General features: G+C 69.5%; 13 protein-coding genes and 1 tRNA gene. 4 read left to right on the plus strand and 10 right to left on the minus strand.

Annotated features, from left to right (window positions below; translation table 11 throughout):
* Positions 1-190: 190 nt before the first annotated feature.
* Both ABLG96_RS16950 and ABLG96_RS16955 read right to left on the minus strand, forming a co-directional pair.
* Complete coding sequence (locus tag ABLG96_RS16950; protein WP_353648502.1) at positions 191-1,354, minus strand: cystathionine gamma-synthase; 1,164 nt, start codon at positions 1,352-1,354, stop codon at positions 191-193.
* Entirely contained in the window at positions 1,351-2,715 is a 1,365-nt protein-coding gene (locus tag ABLG96_RS16955; protein WP_353648503.1) for a cystathionine beta-synthase, read from the minus strand. Before ABLG96_RS16955 ends, ABLG96_RS16950 begins: the two co-directional genes overlap by 4 nt.
* Positions 2,716-2,911: 196 nt before the next feature.
* On the opposite strand from ABLG96_RS16955, the gene ABLG96_RS16960 reads away from it, so the two are divergent.
* Entirely contained in the window at positions 2,912-3,814 is a 903-nt protein-coding gene (locus tag ABLG96_RS16960; protein ID WP_353648504.1) for an SGNH/GDSL hydrolase family protein, read from the plus strand.
* On the opposite strand, the gene ABLG96_RS16965 is transcribed toward ABLG96_RS16960, so the two are convergent.
* The 4 genes from ABLG96_RS16965 to ABLG96_RS16980 form a co-directional block, all read right to left on the minus strand.
* On the minus strand, positions 3,804-4,151 hold the full coding sequence (locus ABLG96_RS16965; protein WP_353648505.1) for a hypothetical protein: 348 nt from the start codon (positions 4,149-4,151) through the stop codon (positions 3,804-3,806). The genes ABLG96_RS16960 and ABLG96_RS16965 overlap by 11 nt on opposite strands.
* Positions 4,148-4,924, minus strand: coding sequence for a Bax inhibitor-1/YccA family protein (locus ABLG96_RS16970; protein ID WP_353648506.1), 777 nt, complete (start codon positions 4,922-4,924; stop codon positions 4,148-4,150). The genes ABLG96_RS16965 and ABLG96_RS16970 overlap by 4 nt, the downstream gene beginning before the upstream one ends.
* Positions 4,925-5,094: 170 nt before the next feature.
* Positions 5,095-5,168 (minus strand) — tRNA-Leu (locus ABLG96_RS16975).
* A gap of 7 nt (positions 5,169-5,175) precedes the next feature.
* A complete protein-coding gene (locus ABLG96_RS16980) occupies positions 5,176-5,922 on the minus strand; it encodes a uracil-DNA glycosylase (protein WP_353648507.1) in 747 nt (248 codons plus the stop codon).
* A 224-nt stretch (positions 5,923-6,146) separates the two neighbouring features.
* Between ABLG96_RS16980 and ABLG96_RS16985 the strand changes: the two genes are divergently transcribed.
* Positions 6,147-8,636 (plus strand): DUF2156 domain-containing protein, encoded by a 2,490-nt coding sequence (locus tag ABLG96_RS16985; RefSeq protein ID WP_353648508.1) that lies wholly within the window; start codon positions 6,147-6,149, stop codon positions 8,634-8,636.
* A 139-nt stretch (positions 8,637-8,775) separates the two neighbouring features.
* Here the strand turns inward: ABLG96_RS16985 and ABLG96_RS16990 are convergent, their stop codons facing one another.
* Positions 8,776-9,792: an exopolyphosphatase gene (locus ABLG96_RS16990; protein WP_353648509.1), complete on the minus strand. Its 1,017-nt coding sequence runs from the start codon at positions 9,790-9,792 to the stop codon at positions 8,776-8,778.
* Positions 9,789-10,487: an FCD domain-containing protein gene (locus ABLG96_RS16995; protein WP_353648510.1), complete on the minus strand. Its 699-nt coding sequence runs from the start codon at positions 10,485-10,487 to the stop codon at positions 9,789-9,791. The genes ABLG96_RS16990 and ABLG96_RS16995 overlap by 4 nt, the downstream gene beginning before the upstream one ends.
* Positions 10,488-10,544: 57 nt before the next feature.
* Here ABLG96_RS16995 and ABLG96_RS17000 point away from each other — a divergent pair, with 57 nt between their 5' ends.
* The gene (locus tag ABLG96_RS17000) at positions 10,545-11,216 is read left to right on the plus strand and encodes a GPP34 family phosphoprotein (protein WP_353648511.1); all 672 of its coding nucleotides are present in this window, start codon (positions 10,545-10,547) and stop codon (positions 11,214-11,216) included.
* A 64-nt stretch (positions 11,217-11,280) separates the two neighbouring features.
* Positions 11,281-12,513 carry an alpha-hydroxy acid oxidase gene (locus tag ABLG96_RS17005; protein WP_353648512.1) on the plus strand — a complete coding sequence of 411 codons (1,233 nt, stop codon included), beginning with the start codon at positions 11,281-11,283 and terminating at the stop codon, positions 12,511-12,513.
* 110 nt (positions 12,514-12,623) lie between these two features.
* On the opposite strand, the gene ABLG96_RS17010 is transcribed toward ABLG96_RS17005, so the two are convergent.
* Both ABLG96_RS17010 and ABLG96_RS17015 read right to left on the minus strand, forming a co-directional pair.
* Positions 12,624-13,817, minus strand: coding sequence for an amino acid deaminase (locus tag ABLG96_RS17010; RefSeq protein WP_353648513.1), 1,194 nt, complete (start codon positions 13,815-13,817; stop codon positions 12,624-12,626).
* 325 nt (positions 13,818-14,142) lie between these two features.
* Complete coding sequence (locus ABLG96_RS17015; RefSeq protein ID WP_353648514.1) at positions 14,143-15,246, minus strand: M48 family metallopeptidase; 1,104 nt, start codon at positions 15,244-15,246, stop codon at positions 14,143-14,145.
* Positions 15,247-15,285 lie beyond the last annotated feature (39 nt).

Below are 15,285 nucleotides of genomic sequence, written 5' to 3' on the forward strand. Positions count from 1 at the left end.
GGATCCGGACGCACCCTGCTGGCGTCGACGTGGGTCGCTGTCGCCGTCTGTTGGACGATCTGGTGGGCACCGGCGGCAGAGCACCGCGAACACCACTGGTCGTGGTGGCAACAGCTGTGCGGCAACGCCTATGCGCTGCTGGGACTGCTCACGGCGGCCACCCTCTGGACCTCGCGACCGACCCGACAGCTCAGACCGCGTCGAGCGCCGTCCGCAGATCGGCGACCAGGTCGGCGACATCCTCGATCCCCACGGACAACCGGATCAGATCGTCCGGTACCTCCAACATCGAGCCGGCAACGCTGGCGTGCGTCATCACACCGGGGAGCTCGATGAGCGACTCCACGCCGCCGAGCGATTCGGCCAGGGTGAACAGTTCCGTGGACTTGCAGACCTGAGCAGCAGCGGCGGCGCCCCCGGCGACCCGGAAGGAGACCATCCCGCCGAAACGGCGCATCTGACGGACGGCCACCTCGTGTCCAGGGTTGCTGGGCAACCCCGGGTAGAACACCTCCACGACGCCGCGGTGCGACAGCAGCAGCTCGACGATCGCTTCCGTGTTGTCGCAGTGCCGATCCATCCGCACCGCGAGGGTCTTGAGGCCCCGCAACGTGAGCCAGGCATCGAACGGACCGGCGATGCCGCCCATCGACTTGGCGTGGAACGCGAAGTCCTCGGCCAGTGAGTCGTCGGAGGTGACGAGGGCCCCCCCGATCACGTCCGAGTGCCCACCCACGTACTTGGTGGTCGAGTGCAGCACCACGTCCGCACCCAGGGCCAGCGGCAACTGGAGGTAGGGCGTGGCGAACGTGTTGTCCACCAACAGTTTCGCGCCCGCACCGTGGGCGAGACCGGCCAACGCGGCGATGTCGGCGATGCCCAGCAGCGGGTTCGACGGTGTCTCCACCCAGATCAGCTTCGTTGTCGGCCGCAGTGCGGCCGACACTGCCTCGAGGTCGCCGAGCGGAACGGTCGTGTACTCGATCCCCCAGGGCACACAGATCTTGTCGATCAGTCTGAAGGTGCCGCCGTAGGCGTCGTTCGGGATGATCACGTGATCGCCCGGCTTGAGCATGCTGCGCAGTGCGGTGTCGCCGGCGGCCATGCCGGAAGCGAACGCGACCGCCGCCGTCCCGCCTTCCACCGAGGCGAGCGCCGTCTCCAGCGCGGTGCGGGTCGGGTTACCGGCGCGCGAGTAGTCGTACCCGGCGCGGGTCACGCCCACCTCGTCCTGCGCATAGGTGGAGGTCTGGTAGATGGGCACCACCACAGCTCCGGTCACCGCTTCCGGATCCTGACCCGCATGGATCGCGCGGGTCGAGAAACCCTGGGCTGCAGTATGTTCGGCGGTCATCGGGCCACGAAGGCCAGCAGGTCCGCGCGGGTCAGCACGCCGACAGGCTTGCCGTCGTCGATGACCATGATCGCGTCGACCTTCTGGAGCGTCGCCCGCGCGGTCTCGACCGTCTCACCGGAGCCGACCAGGGGGAACGGCGCGTCCATGTGCTGCCGCACCGGATCCGCCAGGGAGGCCTTTCCGGTGAACAACAGATCAAGCAGCGCGCGCTCGGACACCGAGCCGGACACCTCGCCGGCCATCACCGGCGGCTCCGCGTTCACCACGGGCATCTGCGAGACCGCGTACTCGTGCATGATCTCCACGGCGTCACGCACCGTCTCGCCGGGGTGGGTGTGCACCAACGACGGGAGCTCGGCTCCCTTGGAGCGCAACACGTCCCGGACCGTGGCGGAGTCGCCGCGGGCCAGGAATCCGTAGGAGGCCATCCAGCTGTCGGAGAAGATCTTGGACAGATAGCCGCGGCCGCTGTCCGGCAGCAGCACGACCAGCACGTCGTCCTCGGTGAGCCGCTCGGCCACCTTGAGAGCCGCCGCGACGGCCATCCCACAGGACCCGCCGACGAGCAGCCCCTCCTCGCGGGCCATCCGCCGGGTGATCTCGAACGACTCTGCGTCGGACACAGCCACGATCTCGTCGGTGACGGTGCGGTCGTAGGCGCTGGGCCAGAAGTCCTCGCCGACGCCCTCGACCAGGTACGGCCGACCGGTCCCACCCGAGTACACGCTGCCTTCGGGGTCGGCGCCGATCACCTGCACGGCGCCGTTCGACTGTTCCTTCAGATACCGACCGGTGCCGGAAATGGTGCCGCCGGTACCGACGCCCGTCACGAAGTGGGTGACCCGGCCGTCGGTGTCGGCCCAGATCTCCGGACCGGTCGACTCGTAGTGGCTGGCCGGGTTGTTCGGGTTGGAGTACTGGTCGGGCTTCCAGGCTCCCGGGGTCTCCCGGACGAGCCGGTCGGAGACGGAGTAGTAGGAGTCGGGGTCCCCGGGGGCCACCGCGGTCGGGCAGACGACGACCTCGGCGCCGTAGGCCCGCAGCACGTTGCGCTTGTCCTCACTGACCTTGTCCGGGCAGACGAAGATGCAGGAGTAGCCGCGCTGCTGGGCGACGAGCGCAAGTCCGACGCCGGTGTTGCCACTGGTGGGCTCGACGATCGTGCCGCCCGGCTGGAGCTCGCCCGACTCCTCGGCGGCCGTCACCATCTTCAGGGCGATGCGGTCCTTCACGCTGCCGCCCGGGTTGACGTACTCGACCTTGGCGAGGATCAGCGGTTTGAGCCCCTTCGTCAGCGAGTTGAGTTTGACCAGCGGAGTGCCGCCGACCAGTTCGATCACCGACTGTGCGTACTTCACGCCTGACTCCTTTTTTCCGGGCACCGGTCCACCCGGCCTGTCTGTCCTCAGGCTATCGGGCGCGAGCGGCGCGGACCGCCCCGGCGGTGGCCGCCGCAACTTCCTGGAATCGGACACCGCGGCATGGAACGGTAGGTCAGGGTGTTGGGAGGCGTGGAGGCGTCGAGGCGTCGTACGCATCGCTGGGGGAGCAATCATGAAGAGCAAGTCGGTCCACCACACCGCGCTGATCGCCGCGGCGGCAGGGGTCACCGGGGTGATGGGCGCCGCCGGCCTGGCGTGGGTCGGGCTGACCGCGCAGGCTGCCGGGGCGACCAGACGCATCGAGGAAGCGGCCGTGCACGCGGCGATCGACGCGGGGCTGATTCCGCCGGACGGTGCGGACGCCCAACGCGTGCCCCCACCGCTGGGCGACGGGGTGCTGCTGGCAAGCGGTCCCACCGATGACCCGACCGTCGAGCCGGGCCTGACGTTGGCGATGATCGGCGACTCGACCGCGGTCGGCTATGGCACCTCGCGGTCCGCGGACCTGCCAGGCGTGTTGTTGGCCCGTGGCCTCGCCGCGCTGACCGGAGATCCGGTGCGACTGCTGACGGTGGGCGTCGTCGGGGCGGAGTCGGTCCACCTGGACGACCAGGTGACGACCGCCCTCCAACAGCGCCCGGACATCGCGGTGATCGTGATCGGCGCCAACGACATCACCGCCAAGGTGGCTCCGACCCGAGCCGCCTCGCAGCTGGGCGCCGCAGTTCGTCGGTTGCGCGCGGCGCAGGTGGAGGTGGTGGTCGCGACCTGCCCGGATTTCGGGGTCATCGCGCCCATCCCGCAGCCGCTGCGCACCGTGCTCACCCGCTGGTCGCGCGGACTGGCCGCGGCCCAGGCCAGGGCGGTCAGAGCCGCGGACGGGACGCCGGTGGCGATGGCCCAACTGGTGTCGCCGTTCTTCCGCGGGAAGCCGGACCTGTTCTACGCGGACGGCTTCCACCCCAGCGCCGCCGGTTACCTAACGGCTGTCGGGGCGCTGCTCCCCGCCGTGGCTACGGCAGCCACCAGGATTCGCCTCGACCGGGTTGCTGCGCAGCCCGGCCTCAGCGGCTGAACCCCAGCGCCGTGGCGATCCGCGCCAGGTACGGCGCCGGATCGACACCGTCCTGCATCGCCTGGTCAGCGAGCACCACGAGCTGATCGGGGATGACGGTCGTCTCCAGCAGCGGCACCGGCAGCGGCGCGCGACCGGCGGCCAGAGCGGAGGCGTCGGCGAGTTCCTGCAGCTCGAGACGGGTAACTCTCAGCCGATCGCCATGACCCCAGGACGCAGACGACCAGGCCCGCAGACGACCAACAAGATCGTCGAGCTGCGGGCGCTGATCGAGCGGCTGACGGTGATCGAGCGACGAAGGAGTCGAGATCCCGTCCCGCTCCGCATCCGGTGTCACTCGCTGCGCATGTACCCGAGCAGACGCAGGATCTCCAGGTACAGCCAGACCAGCGTCACCATCAGACCGAAGGCGAAGTACCACGACGTCTTGGCCGGAGCGCCGGCCTTGATGGCCTGGTCGATGGCCTCGAAGTCGAGCAGGAAGCTGAACGCCGCGATCGCGATGCAGACGATCGAGAAGATGATGGCGAACGTGCCGCCGTCGCGCAGTGGCGAAACCCCACCGAACATGCTGATCAGCAGGTTGCCGACCATCATGATGACGAGCCCGATCATCGCGCCGATGATCATCTTGGTGAACTTGGGCGTCACCCGGATCGCGCCGGTCTTGTAGACGACCAACATGCCGACGAACACACCGAGCGTGCCGAGCACCGCCTGGATGGCGATGCCGTTGTATCTGTTCTCGAAGACACCGGTGATGGCGCCGAGCAGCACCCCTTCGGCGACCGCATAGCCGAGGATCAGCGCCGGGTTCGTGGACTGCTTGAAGATGACGATCAGCGACAGCACCAGACCGACCACCAGTGCCGGGATGGCCAGCTGGTAGGCGCCGGTCCAGGCGGTGATCGCACCGGCGACGATGGCGACGCCGAGCACGGTGGCGGTCTTGGCCACCACGTCGTCGACCGTCAGCCCACGCTCGGCGGGCGGCGCCTGGTAGGCGGGCTGGTCGTAGATGTTCTGCAGGTACTCGGAGCTGGGAGCAGCGGCGCGCTGCGCGTCGAGCACCTTGTTCATGTTCCGGAATGCCGGGTTGCTGCTGGGCACGGGGTCCTCCGCTGGTGGCAGTGGTTCTGGTGTGCGCGTCCTGGGACGTACACCTCTACTCAACGACATCCCCCTGCCGAAGGTTCCCGACGAGCATGTGCCTCGGATGGGAGTTCCGCGGTGGTCGGGGCATCGGCGGCCGGGCTCGCGATGTCCGAGGAGACCAGCAGTGCCCCCGGTGGGATTCGAACCCACACTGAAACCCTTTTAAGGAGTCTGCCTCTGCCGATTGGGCTACGGGGGCGTGCCGGTCAGCCTAGTTCCGCCAGCGCTTTCGCCCGCTCGAGCACCTCGTCGATCATCGGCGGGGTCAGCCTGCCGGTGAAGGTGTTCTGCTGGCTCACGTGGTAGCAGCCCAACACGGTCAGGCTCCGGCCGTCCGGGTGGTTGATGGTGGCCTCGGCGCCGTGCGCGAACACCGGTCGGGGCCGAGGGATCTGCCAGCCGATGGCCTGGAGCGAACTGAGCAGGGTCTGCCAGCCGAACCCGCCGAGGGTGACGACGACCCGCGGCCGCACCAACTCCAAGTCCCGCTGCAGGAATGGCCGGCAGGTGTCGCGCTCCTGCGGCGTTGGCTTGTTGTCCGGCGGCGCGCAGTGCACCGGCGCGGTGATGCGCACCTCGGCCAGCTGGAGGCCGTCGTCGATCGACACCGACCCCGGCTGGGAGGCCAGGCCCGCGCGGTACAGGGCCGCAAACAGGAAGTCGCCCGAGCGATCCCCGGTGAACATCCGACCGGTGCGGTTCGCGCCGTGGGCGGCCGGCGCCAGACCGACCACCAGGATCCGGGCGGTGGATGGCCCGAACCCCGGCACCGCCCGGCCCCAGTAGGTCTCGTCGGCAAAGGATGCGCGCTTCTCGGCGGCCACCCGTTCCCGCCAGGCGACGAGCCGCGGGCAGGCCCGACACCCGGTCACCAGGTGATCGAGCTCGGCGATCGACCGCGCGGCGGAGGCTCGTCCCGGGAGGTCCGAGGCTCGCGATCTTGGCGATGTCATGGCAGCGATCGTGCCAGCAACCAGACCCTTCCCGATCGGCGGCAACAAACCTTTCTCTTGTCACCCATATGGAGTAATTTTGTGCTTGCCGGACGCCTCCCCCCACCCAGGCGGACAACGAACACACCGGACAGCTGGATCATCGCCGTGCCGCTATCTCCGTAGCCTCGAATTGCCTCTGGTTGTCGAGGTCACCATTCCTACGATCGCCCGACGGAGAAACCATGACGATTCGCCCGAATCGGGAGCCTGCTGGCGGAACCGTCGCCGCGCTCCTGCGTCAGAGCGACGTGATGACCCACGGAGCCAAGGTGCGCGCGGTGGCCGGTCGGCTGTCGGCCCTGGTGCGGAGCGCGCCGGCAACCTCGGTGCTGTGCGCCGTGATGATCGTCGCCGCCGCTGTCACTGTCGTCTCCGGAACGAACCCCGATGCGCTGTTGACCCAGCTCGGCTACGGCCTCCCCGCCTGGCAGCAGGGACACCCGCTGCACTACCTGACCGGCGCACTCGTGCTCCCCACCCCTGAGCTGTACGTCGTCATGGGCCCGCTGGTCGTTCTTGCGGTCGGCTACTTCGAGCGTCGGGTGGGAGCGCCGCGTGCGATCGGCACCCTGGTGCTCACGCACCTGGTCAGCACTGTCGGGATCACCGCACTGCTGGCACTGACGGACGCTGAGTGGCCGTGGGCCGCCCTGCTCGCCCGGCAGACCGATCTCGGGATCTCCGCCGGAACGATCGGTGTCCTGGCCGCCGCGACCTGGGTGATGCCCGGTGCGCTGGGCCGCCGGATCCGGTGGATCGGCAGCACCTACATGGTTGTGATGGTTCTGCGCTCCGGGCTGCTGTGGGACGCCGAGCACCTCTTCGGGTGGACCGCCGGCCTCGTCATCGGACCGAGACTCGCCCGTCGGGTGAACCGCACCGCACACGGGGACCCGCAGGCAATTGCCGGCCGCGCTCCCCGCATCAAGCGGGTACGCGCAGCGCTGGCCTGCACCCTGGTGGTACTCGCCGTCTCCAAGTTCGTCACCGCGCTCTATCCCGGCAACGGCGGGATCTTCGGCCCGGGTCTCCCACCGTCGCTCCCCCTGCCCGGTCGGATCGTCGGTGCTGCCGTACTGCTCGCCCTGGCTCTGCTCGTGGGCAACGCCCTGCGGCGCGGTCTGCCGCTTGCCTGGTGGGCAGCTGTCGGGCTCGCCGTCGTCGGGCTCACCAGCGCCGGCCTGATGACCGGCACCCGCTACACCGCCGATCTGCTGTTGTGGGGGCTGCTGCTGGCGGGCCTCGTCGCCGGTCGCGGCTACTGGCCCTGGCGGCTGCCGGCCGGTGCGCTGGCCCGGGCACTGCCGCGGATGCTGGTCGCCGTCGGCGGCTTCCTCGCGCTCTCGGTTCTCACCTGGTGGTTGCTGCGCAGCCAGCTGGACGGGGGCATCCACCCGCACCAGATCGTGCATCGGGCACTCTTCGAGGAGCACGCCATCCTCGCCAGGACCGGGACGGCGGAGGCGTTGCTCACGGCCACCTCGGTGATCTGGGCGATCGCACTGCTGGCCGTCGCGCTGCCGCTGCTCTACTCGGCCCAGTCGTCCAGCCGCACGCCTCACCGTCGGCGGTCCGGCGGCCGCACCGACGAACAGGTGCTCACCGATCTCGTCGTCCGGCACGGCGGCGGCACCCTCGGCTGGCAGCGCACCTGGCCGGGCTTCACCGCCTGGATCAGTAGCACCGGCGACGTCGGCGTCGGTTACAAGGTCGTCTCCGGGGTGGCGATCGCGATCGGTGACCCCGTCGGTCCGCTGCTGCGCTGGCGCGCCGGCGTCGCGGAGTTCCAGAAGTTCTGTCTGCGCAACGGTTGGACTCCGGCCTGGTACACCGTCAGCGACCGCTTCCTCGAGGTGATGGGCGATGAGTGGCGACATACCGTCCTCGGCGAGGACGCGGTGATCGATCTGTCGGCGCTCGCCTTCACCGGGAAGTCCTGGCAGGACGTCCGCACCGCGCGCAACCGCGCCGATCGTGACGGGATCCGGTGCGAGCGCATCGATCTGCGCACCTGCGACCCGGCACTGCGCCGCGGGATCGACGAGGTGTCGTTCGGCTGGGTGAACGGAAAACCATTGCCGGAGATGGGATTCACCCTTGGCACGGTTGCGATCGCCGACGACGACATGATGCGCACCTATGTCGCCCTCGACGCCGCCGGGACTGTTCACGGCGTCACCACCTGGATGCCGGTGCACCGGGGCGGGAAGATCGTCGGATGGACGCTGGACGTGATGCGACGACGCTGCGACGGCTTCCGACCGGTGATGGAGTTCCTGATCGCGGAGTGCGTGCTGCAGTTCCAGGCCGAGGGCTACGACATCGCCAGCCTGTCTGTCGCACCTCTGGCCCGGCCGGCCTGCGTCGCCACGGCCGACGCAGATCTGCTGTCGAAGGCGCTGGACCGTCTCGGCGAGATGCTGGAGCCTGCCTACGGTTTCCGCTCACTGCTGCAGTACAAGACGAAGTTCCATCCGCGGTTCGAGACCGTGCACCTGGCCTACTTCTCCCAGATGGACCTGGCGGAGATCGCCGTCGCCATCGGCCGGGCCTACCTGCCCGAACTGTCTGCGGGGCAGGCCCTGTCGATCGCCAGGGCGCTGCGTCCACGGCGCGAGGGCGCCGACCCGGCCGCTCGGCCCGCCGCTGTGGAGCGTCAGCCGGTCGCCTGATCGGTCGTCGTCAGCGGTCTGCTGCGCACGGCGGGCATGCCGCGGCGGCCCTGGGGTGAGTGAGGATCACCGTCATGACGGTGATCGTCGTCGTCGCACTGGTCCGGACCCTCTGCAACGAGACCTGGGGCCGACGGGCTCAGCCGACCCTGTCGAACACCGACAGCACCAGCCCGTCGAGGATGTCCGCCACCGAGATCGTGAGCTCCCGGACCGGAACGCGCCGCTCGAACTCCTGCAGTACCTGCGACAGCACGAGCGCGCCGCCGCCGATCACGTCGACCCGGCCGGGCAGCACATAGCCGAGCATTGCTCGATGAGACCGGTTGGCGTGCAACAGGTTCTCACAGGACCGTTGAATCCCGGAATACTCGACGGTGACCCCGTCCAGCTGGGCCGGATCCAGCCGGGACCGACGCAGGGCGCCCGCCGCCACCGTGAGCGCCGTTCCTGCGACTGCGATGACGGTGTCGACCCCGGCGAGCAGCGACGGCGGCCAGTTGCGCATCGCTGAGCTGATCGTCGCGGCGCAGTGGCCCCGCGCCCGCTCGATCTCCGGCGCGGACGGTGGGTCACCGGCCAGCATCCGCTCGGTGATCCGCACCGCCCCGATGTCGATGCTCGCGGCGGCCTCGACCGCCCCCGCAGCCGGTCGTCCCGCGCCATCCACAACGGGCCGACGCCCGAGGACGATCTCGGTGGAACCGCCGCCGATGTCGATGGTCACCACTCGACCGGGTCCCGGGGCCAGCGCGGCAACGGTGCCGCGGAAGCCGATCACCGCTTCCTGATCACCGGACAGGATGTCGACGCCGGTGCCCAGCACGGATCGCACCAGCGCCACGAACGCCTCCGGATTCCTGGTGTCCCGCAAGGCTGACGTCGCTGCCACCCGCAGATCGAGCACCTCCGACGCACGGATCACCGACGCATAGTGGGCCAGCGTGGACCAAGCCCGGTCCAGTGCCGAGGTGGTGAGCGCACCAGTCGCGTCGACGCCCTCCCCGAGACGGACTGTCCGGGTCTCCCGATGGATCTCCTTCCAGGTGCCGTCGCCCGGCACGCCTTCGGCGACCAACAGCCGAATGGTGTTGGTACCGCAGTCGATCGCCGCGACCCGTACGGAGACTCCCGCCGGCAACCGGCCCCGCGTCACTGCCCCACGCCGGTCTCCTGGTGGAACCCGTCGATGTGGGCTGCCACTGACTGCGCGGCCGCGTCACCGTCGGACGCCTGGATCGCCTCGAGGATCTGCCGGTGCTCGGCGGCGAGCCGCTCGCGCAGCCGCGGCCAGCCGGCGAAGTCGGCCACCGCCCGGGTGACATACGCGCGTACCCCCGACCGCATCGCCTGCATGATGGCGATCACCACCGTGTTGCCGGTCGCCTCGGCCAACGCGAGATGGAACCGGGTGTCGAGATCCAGGAACCCCTCCTGGTCGGCAGGATCAGCCCCGTCCATCCGATCGAGCAGTTCACCCGCCACGCGTAACGACGACTCGTCGGAGGCGCCGGCAGCGGCCTCCCGCACCGCCCAGGTCTCCAGCAGCACCCGGGTCGCCACCAGGTCACCGACCGGCAGATGCCTGCTCGCCAGGTGCCACCGCAGGGCGGAGCCGATGGGCGCCGACACGTCCGCGATCACCACGGCCCCGGCGTCCGGTCCGGAGCCGACACCGGTGCGGATCAGGCCCATCGCCTCGAGCACCTTGATCGCCTCGCGAACGCTCGCCCGCGACACCTGGTACCGCTCCGCGAGCGCCCGTTCCGGCGGCAGCCGACCACCGACGTCGACCAGACCGGCAGCCAGATCCTGTTCGATCCGGTCCAGGACCTGCTCGTAGGCGCGCATGTCCGGAGTCTAGGGATCGTCGGGCGAGGTGCGTTCCGGCTCGGTACCGTCGGCCCCATGGACCTCATCGCCGAAGACCTGATGCTGCTGATGCTCGACGAGGAGGAGGGCAGGCCGACCGTCGGCGGCCCGCAGTTCACCCACTCGCTGGCCGGGGCGCTGTTGGTGGAGCTCAGCCTGCAGGGCCTGGTCGAATCCGACAGCCCGCCCGAGAAGCAGGCCAAGGGGAAGGGAAAGATCCACGCCATCGGTGCCGCCCTCGCCGATCCGATCCTCGCGCTGGCCTGGAACGCGTTCAGCGACAAGCCGCGTGGCGCCTCCGCCGTGATCCAGGCGATCGACTCCAAGATCAAGGAACCGCTGCTGGAACGGCTGGTGGCCAAGGGCTGGGTGCGCGAGGAGCGCTCGAAGATCCTGGGCATTTTCCCGTCGACGAAGTTCCCCGAGGCCGACCCCCGCCACGAGGCCGAACTGCGCGGCCGGATCGCCGGCGTGCTGGACGGCACCGACCCCGACCCGCGCTCGGCCGTGCTGATCTCGTTGTTGAGTGCCGCCGACGGGTTGAAGGCGTTGTTCCCGGATGCCGATCGCAAGCAGCTGAAGGCCCGTGCAGCCGAGGTCAGTGACGGCGAGTGGGCCGGCGCTGCCGTCCGCCAGGCGGTGCAGGCCGTCAACGCTGCCGTCATGACAGCGGTAATGGTCCCGGTGTTCATCAGCACCACCTCCTGAGGAGCTGACGGATGCCCTATGCTGTGGTCAGACCACAGCCGATCCAGAGCCCGGGAGCATCTCGATGAAGCGCCAGTTGCCGAAGCCGCACGACCTCGCCCCGCTGCTGAAGTTCAAGAAGCCGGAGCTGTCCCCCAAGACACGACGGCTGGCGTCTGCGCTGACCATCGACGACCTGCGAACGATCGCGAAGCGGCGCACCCCCAAGCCTGCGTTCGACTACACCGACGGCGCTGCCGAGGGCGAGGTCTCCTTGGCGCGGGCCCGCGAGGCGTTCGGGGACGTCGAGTTCAACCCAGCCATCCTGCGGGACGTCAGCAAGGTCGACACCACTCGGGACGTGTTGGGCGGCAAGGTCTCCCTGCCGTTCGGCATCGCGCCGACCGGCTTCACCCGGATGATGCAGGCGGAGGGCGAGATCGCCGGCGCGGGCGCCGCAGCGGCAGCGGGGATCCCGTTCTCGCTGTCCACCATGGGTACCACCTCCATCGAGGAGGTTGCCGCCGCGAACCCGCACGGCCGCAACTGGTTCCAGCTGTACATGTGGAAGGACCGCGAGCGGTCGATGGCGTTGGTCGATCGGGCGGCGAAGGCCGGCTTCGACACCCTGCTGGTGACGGTCGACGTGCCGGTCGCCGGCGCGCGCCTGCGCGATGCCCGCAACGGCATGACGATCCCGCCCACCCTCACGCCGAAGACGATCCTCAATGCGATCCCGCGGCCGGCCTGGTGGATCAACTTCCTGACCACCGAGCCGCTGGCCTTCGCCTCGCTCGACTCGTGGTCGGGCACCGTCGGCGACCTGCTCGACACGATGTTCGACCCGACCGTCACCTACGAGGATCTTGCGTGGATCCGCGACCAGTGGCCAGGCAAGGTCTCGGTGAAGGGGGTGCAGACCGTCGAGGACGCGCAGCGGCTCGCCGACGCCGGCGTTGATGCGATCGTGCTGTCCAACCACGGCGGACGCCAGCTCGACCGCGCGCCGATCCCGTTCCACCTGCTGCCGCAGGTGGTGAAAGAGGTCGGCAAGGACCTCGAGGTGCACCTGGACACCGGGATCATGTCCGGCCAGGACATCGTCGCCGCGGTCGCCCACGGCGCCCACTTCACCCTGATCGGCCGCGCCTACCTCTACGGCCTGATGGCCGGGGGCCGCAACGGCGTCGACCGGGCGATCGGCATCATCAAGGGCCAGATCGAGCGCACCATGCGCCTGCTGGGCGTCGCCTCGCTGGACGAGCTCGAGCCGCGGCACGTCACCCAGCTGCAGCGGGTCACCGCGCGCCAGCTCTGAGGCCCTCCGCATCCGCCCCCGCATCCGTTCGGCGTTATTGCGCCGAACGGAGCGAGCCAGCACGTAATCGTGCCGATTGGACGACGCGAGCCGGGTCTCGCCATGCGGGCTCAGAACCAGGTCTGGATCCCGCCGATCACCGCCGGCACGGGTGCCCCGCAATCGTCGATCACCTGCAGCGTCCGCCACTTGTCGAACGTCAGGCACGGATGGGAGATGCCGAACCTGACCAGGTCACCCAGCCGGACGTCGGCATCCTCGATCACCTGCAGATGTGCATGCTGGTCGTTGAGAGGCCTCGCGATCCCGTCGCCCGGAAACTCCGTGACACGGCCGTCCCGGCGCAACTGGGTCGCCCGCGGCGGCTCGTCGGAACCGATGTCGCGCTTGCCGACGTTGACCAGCACCAGCCCCGGTTCCGGTCGGGACACCACCGATCCCCAGACATGAACTGCCGGAAGCAGTCCCGGCGTTCGCCGGTCCGCATCGAAGGGTGACGACCGGTGGTACATCCCGTCGTCGTGGGTCAGGTAGCAGCCCGAACGGAGCACCACCAGGGCCCGCTCACGCAGCCCGGCGAAGCTCGCCGCCACCACGTCCGGGAACTGACTGCCGCCTGCGGAGATCACCGGACGTGGCACCTCGAACAGCCCAGCGGATTCGATGGCCGTGAAGGTCTCGACGACTTCCCGGCAGAACGCGGCGACGTCGTCGCCTGTCGCCGGTCCGTTCGCCGTCCGCAGCGACCCCTCCCAAGCCGCGACCCCGTGCAGGGTGAGCCGGTCGCAGGCGCGCACCGCCTCTGCCGTCCGCAGCGCGGTGCCGACGGTCCGCGCACCCGTCCGCGCCCCCGCCGTTCCGCGGTCCACCAGCACTCCGAGCGCCGGTGCGTCGGACGGGTAGTGGGAGGCCAGCAGCTCGACGGATTTCGGGTCGTCGCACCACACGATTACCTCGGCGCCACCGACCGCCAGCGCTCCCAGTGACCTGATGTCCGCGGGAACCACCACCGCCCCGGCATGCAGGATCCGCGGAACCCGATGCGCAGCAGCCACTCTCGCCTGCGCCGGGGTGGCGACGGTGATCGCCCAGGCGCCGGCGTCGAGCTGTCGACGCCACAGCGACGGCGCCATGGTCGTCTTGCCGTGCGGGGCAAGAACCGCACCTGCGCCGCGAAGCACCTCGTGCATGACGCCCACGTTGTGCTCGATCCGCCCGGCATCGACCGTGGCGAACGGGGTCGACAGCTGCGTCACCGCCGGATCGGTCGGGACCTCGACGCCGTCGAGCTGGTACCAGTGCACGGAGTTCTCCTGATCGTGTCGACGGTGACACCGAGAATCGCCGGTGATCACGCGAGGTTCCTCGGTCGGGCTCGGTCGTGTCGCAACGGGATCTCGACTCGTTCGTTCCTCACTCGCTCGATCAGCGTAGGGCGAGGCCGTGGTCGAGCTGCCGCGGCGCGTCGATCAGTCACGGTCTGGACCCGCTCGTCCGTCACTCGCTCGACCGTCGGAGACTCGGTGATCGAGCGGACGGGGTGAGTCGGACGGGATCTCGTCGCGCTCGTTCCTCGCTTGCTCGATCAGCACAGGGGCGACGCAGGAGTCGAGGTCCCGTCGGCACCGATCAATCGGAGTCGTTGCCCCGGTTGAACATCTTCCCGGCGGCCTCGCCGATCTTCGATCCGGCCTTCGCGAGCTGATCGCCCAACGAGTTGAGGGTGGTCATGATCGGGTCGGTCGAATCGGCGGCGGCATCCTTGTACGACTTCGCGGCCGAGCCGAGATCCTCGCCCAGGTCATCGGTTGGCTTGTCGGCGTCGCGGCGCTGGTAGGTACCGCCGATGATGGCGCGGTACTCCTCGGAAGCGGCCCAGCGCTGCAACTGCGCGGCCCGCACGACGGCCATCGGATGGCTCATCCCCTCCACCGCGCGGAACTTGTGGATCGAATCGCGGATGTCACCGACATTCTCGTACTCGGTGGCCTGCTGCAGGAACGACGGAATGTCGATCTCGTCGGTGTCGGTCCCGCCGGCCAGGAACAGGTGAGTCCGCAGCGCCGCTCCCGGATCCTGGCTGCAGAGCAGGCCGGCCCGGTCGGCCGTCAGTTCGGCCTTGCGGAACCATTCACGCAACGCGGCGATGATCGCGCGCAGTCCGAGCGCACCCGCCGGCACCCAGGACACTGTGTGCTGCAGGCTGAGCAGCCGCAGCAGCAGGGTACGCAGCACCGCATGGCCGGACAGCACGTGGCCCATCTCGTGCCCGATCACGAACCGCAGGCTCTCGTCGTCGAGCGCCTCCACCAGGCCGGTGGTGAGCACGATGAACGGCTCGTCGATGCCGACCGTCATGGCGTTGGCGACCGGATTCCGGTCGATGAACACGTGCGGGACGGCGTCCAGGTCGAGGGTGGCGGCACACTCCTGACGCATCGCCTCGATCCGCGGGTACTGCTTCTCCCCCACCCGGATCGAGCTCGCCAGCGCCATCAGCCGCTCGCCGCGTTCCGGAAAGATGCCCGACAGCGTGCGCAGGATGTCCGACAGCCCCGGCACGGCTCGCATGGTGGCGAGCACCCCGCGATCCGCAGGATGCTCGTAGGCGCGCGGGCTGATGCCGGGGAACGTCACCCGACCGGGCCTGGGAGTGACAGCCTTCGACGGCCGCTTCCGGCCGCCCTTCGCGCCGCCCGTGCCCGCGTCGTTGCCGCTGTTCTGGTCTGCCATGAGCTCTCCCCGGTCCCGCGGCCCCCTCGTCGGCGCCCT

The sequence above is a fragment of the Nakamurella sp. A5-74 genome, from assembly GCF_040438885.1.
Classification (GTDB): domain Bacteria; phylum Actinomycetota; class Actinomycetes; order Mycobacteriales; family Nakamurellaceae; genus Nakamurella.

Coding starts and splice junctions, on each gene's coding strand:
- ABLG96_RS16985 (WP_353648508.1), top strand. CDS start 6,147: ATGACGATTCGCCCGAATCGGGAGCCTGCTGGCGGAACCGTCGCCGCG.
- ABLG96_RS17015 (WP_353648514.1), bottom strand. CDS start 15,246: ATGGCAGACCAGAACAGCGGCAACGACGCGGGCACGGGCGGCGCGAAG.
- ABLG96_RS16960 (WP_353648504.1), top strand. CDS start 2,912: ATGAAGAGCAAGTCGGTCCACCACACCGCGCTGATCGCCGCGGCGGCA.
- ABLG96_RS16950 (WP_353648502.1), bottom strand. CDS start 1,354: ATGACCGCCGAACATACTGCAGCCCAGGGTTTCTCGACCCGCGCGATC.
- ABLG96_RS17000 (WP_353648511.1), top strand. CDS start 10,545: ATGGACCTCATCGCCGAAGACCTGATGCTGCTGATGCTCGACGAGGAG.
- ABLG96_RS17005 (WP_353648512.1), top strand. CDS start 11,281: ATGAAGCGCCAGTTGCCGAAGCCGCACGACCTCGCCCCGCTGCTGAAG.
- ABLG96_RS16980 (WP_353648507.1), bottom strand. CDS start 5,922: ATGACATCGCCAAGATCGCGAGCCTCGGACCTCCCGGGACGAGCCTCC.
- ABLG96_RS16995 (WP_353648510.1), bottom strand. CDS start 10,487: ATGCGCGCCTACGAGCAGGTCCTGGACCGGATCGAACAGGATCTGGCT.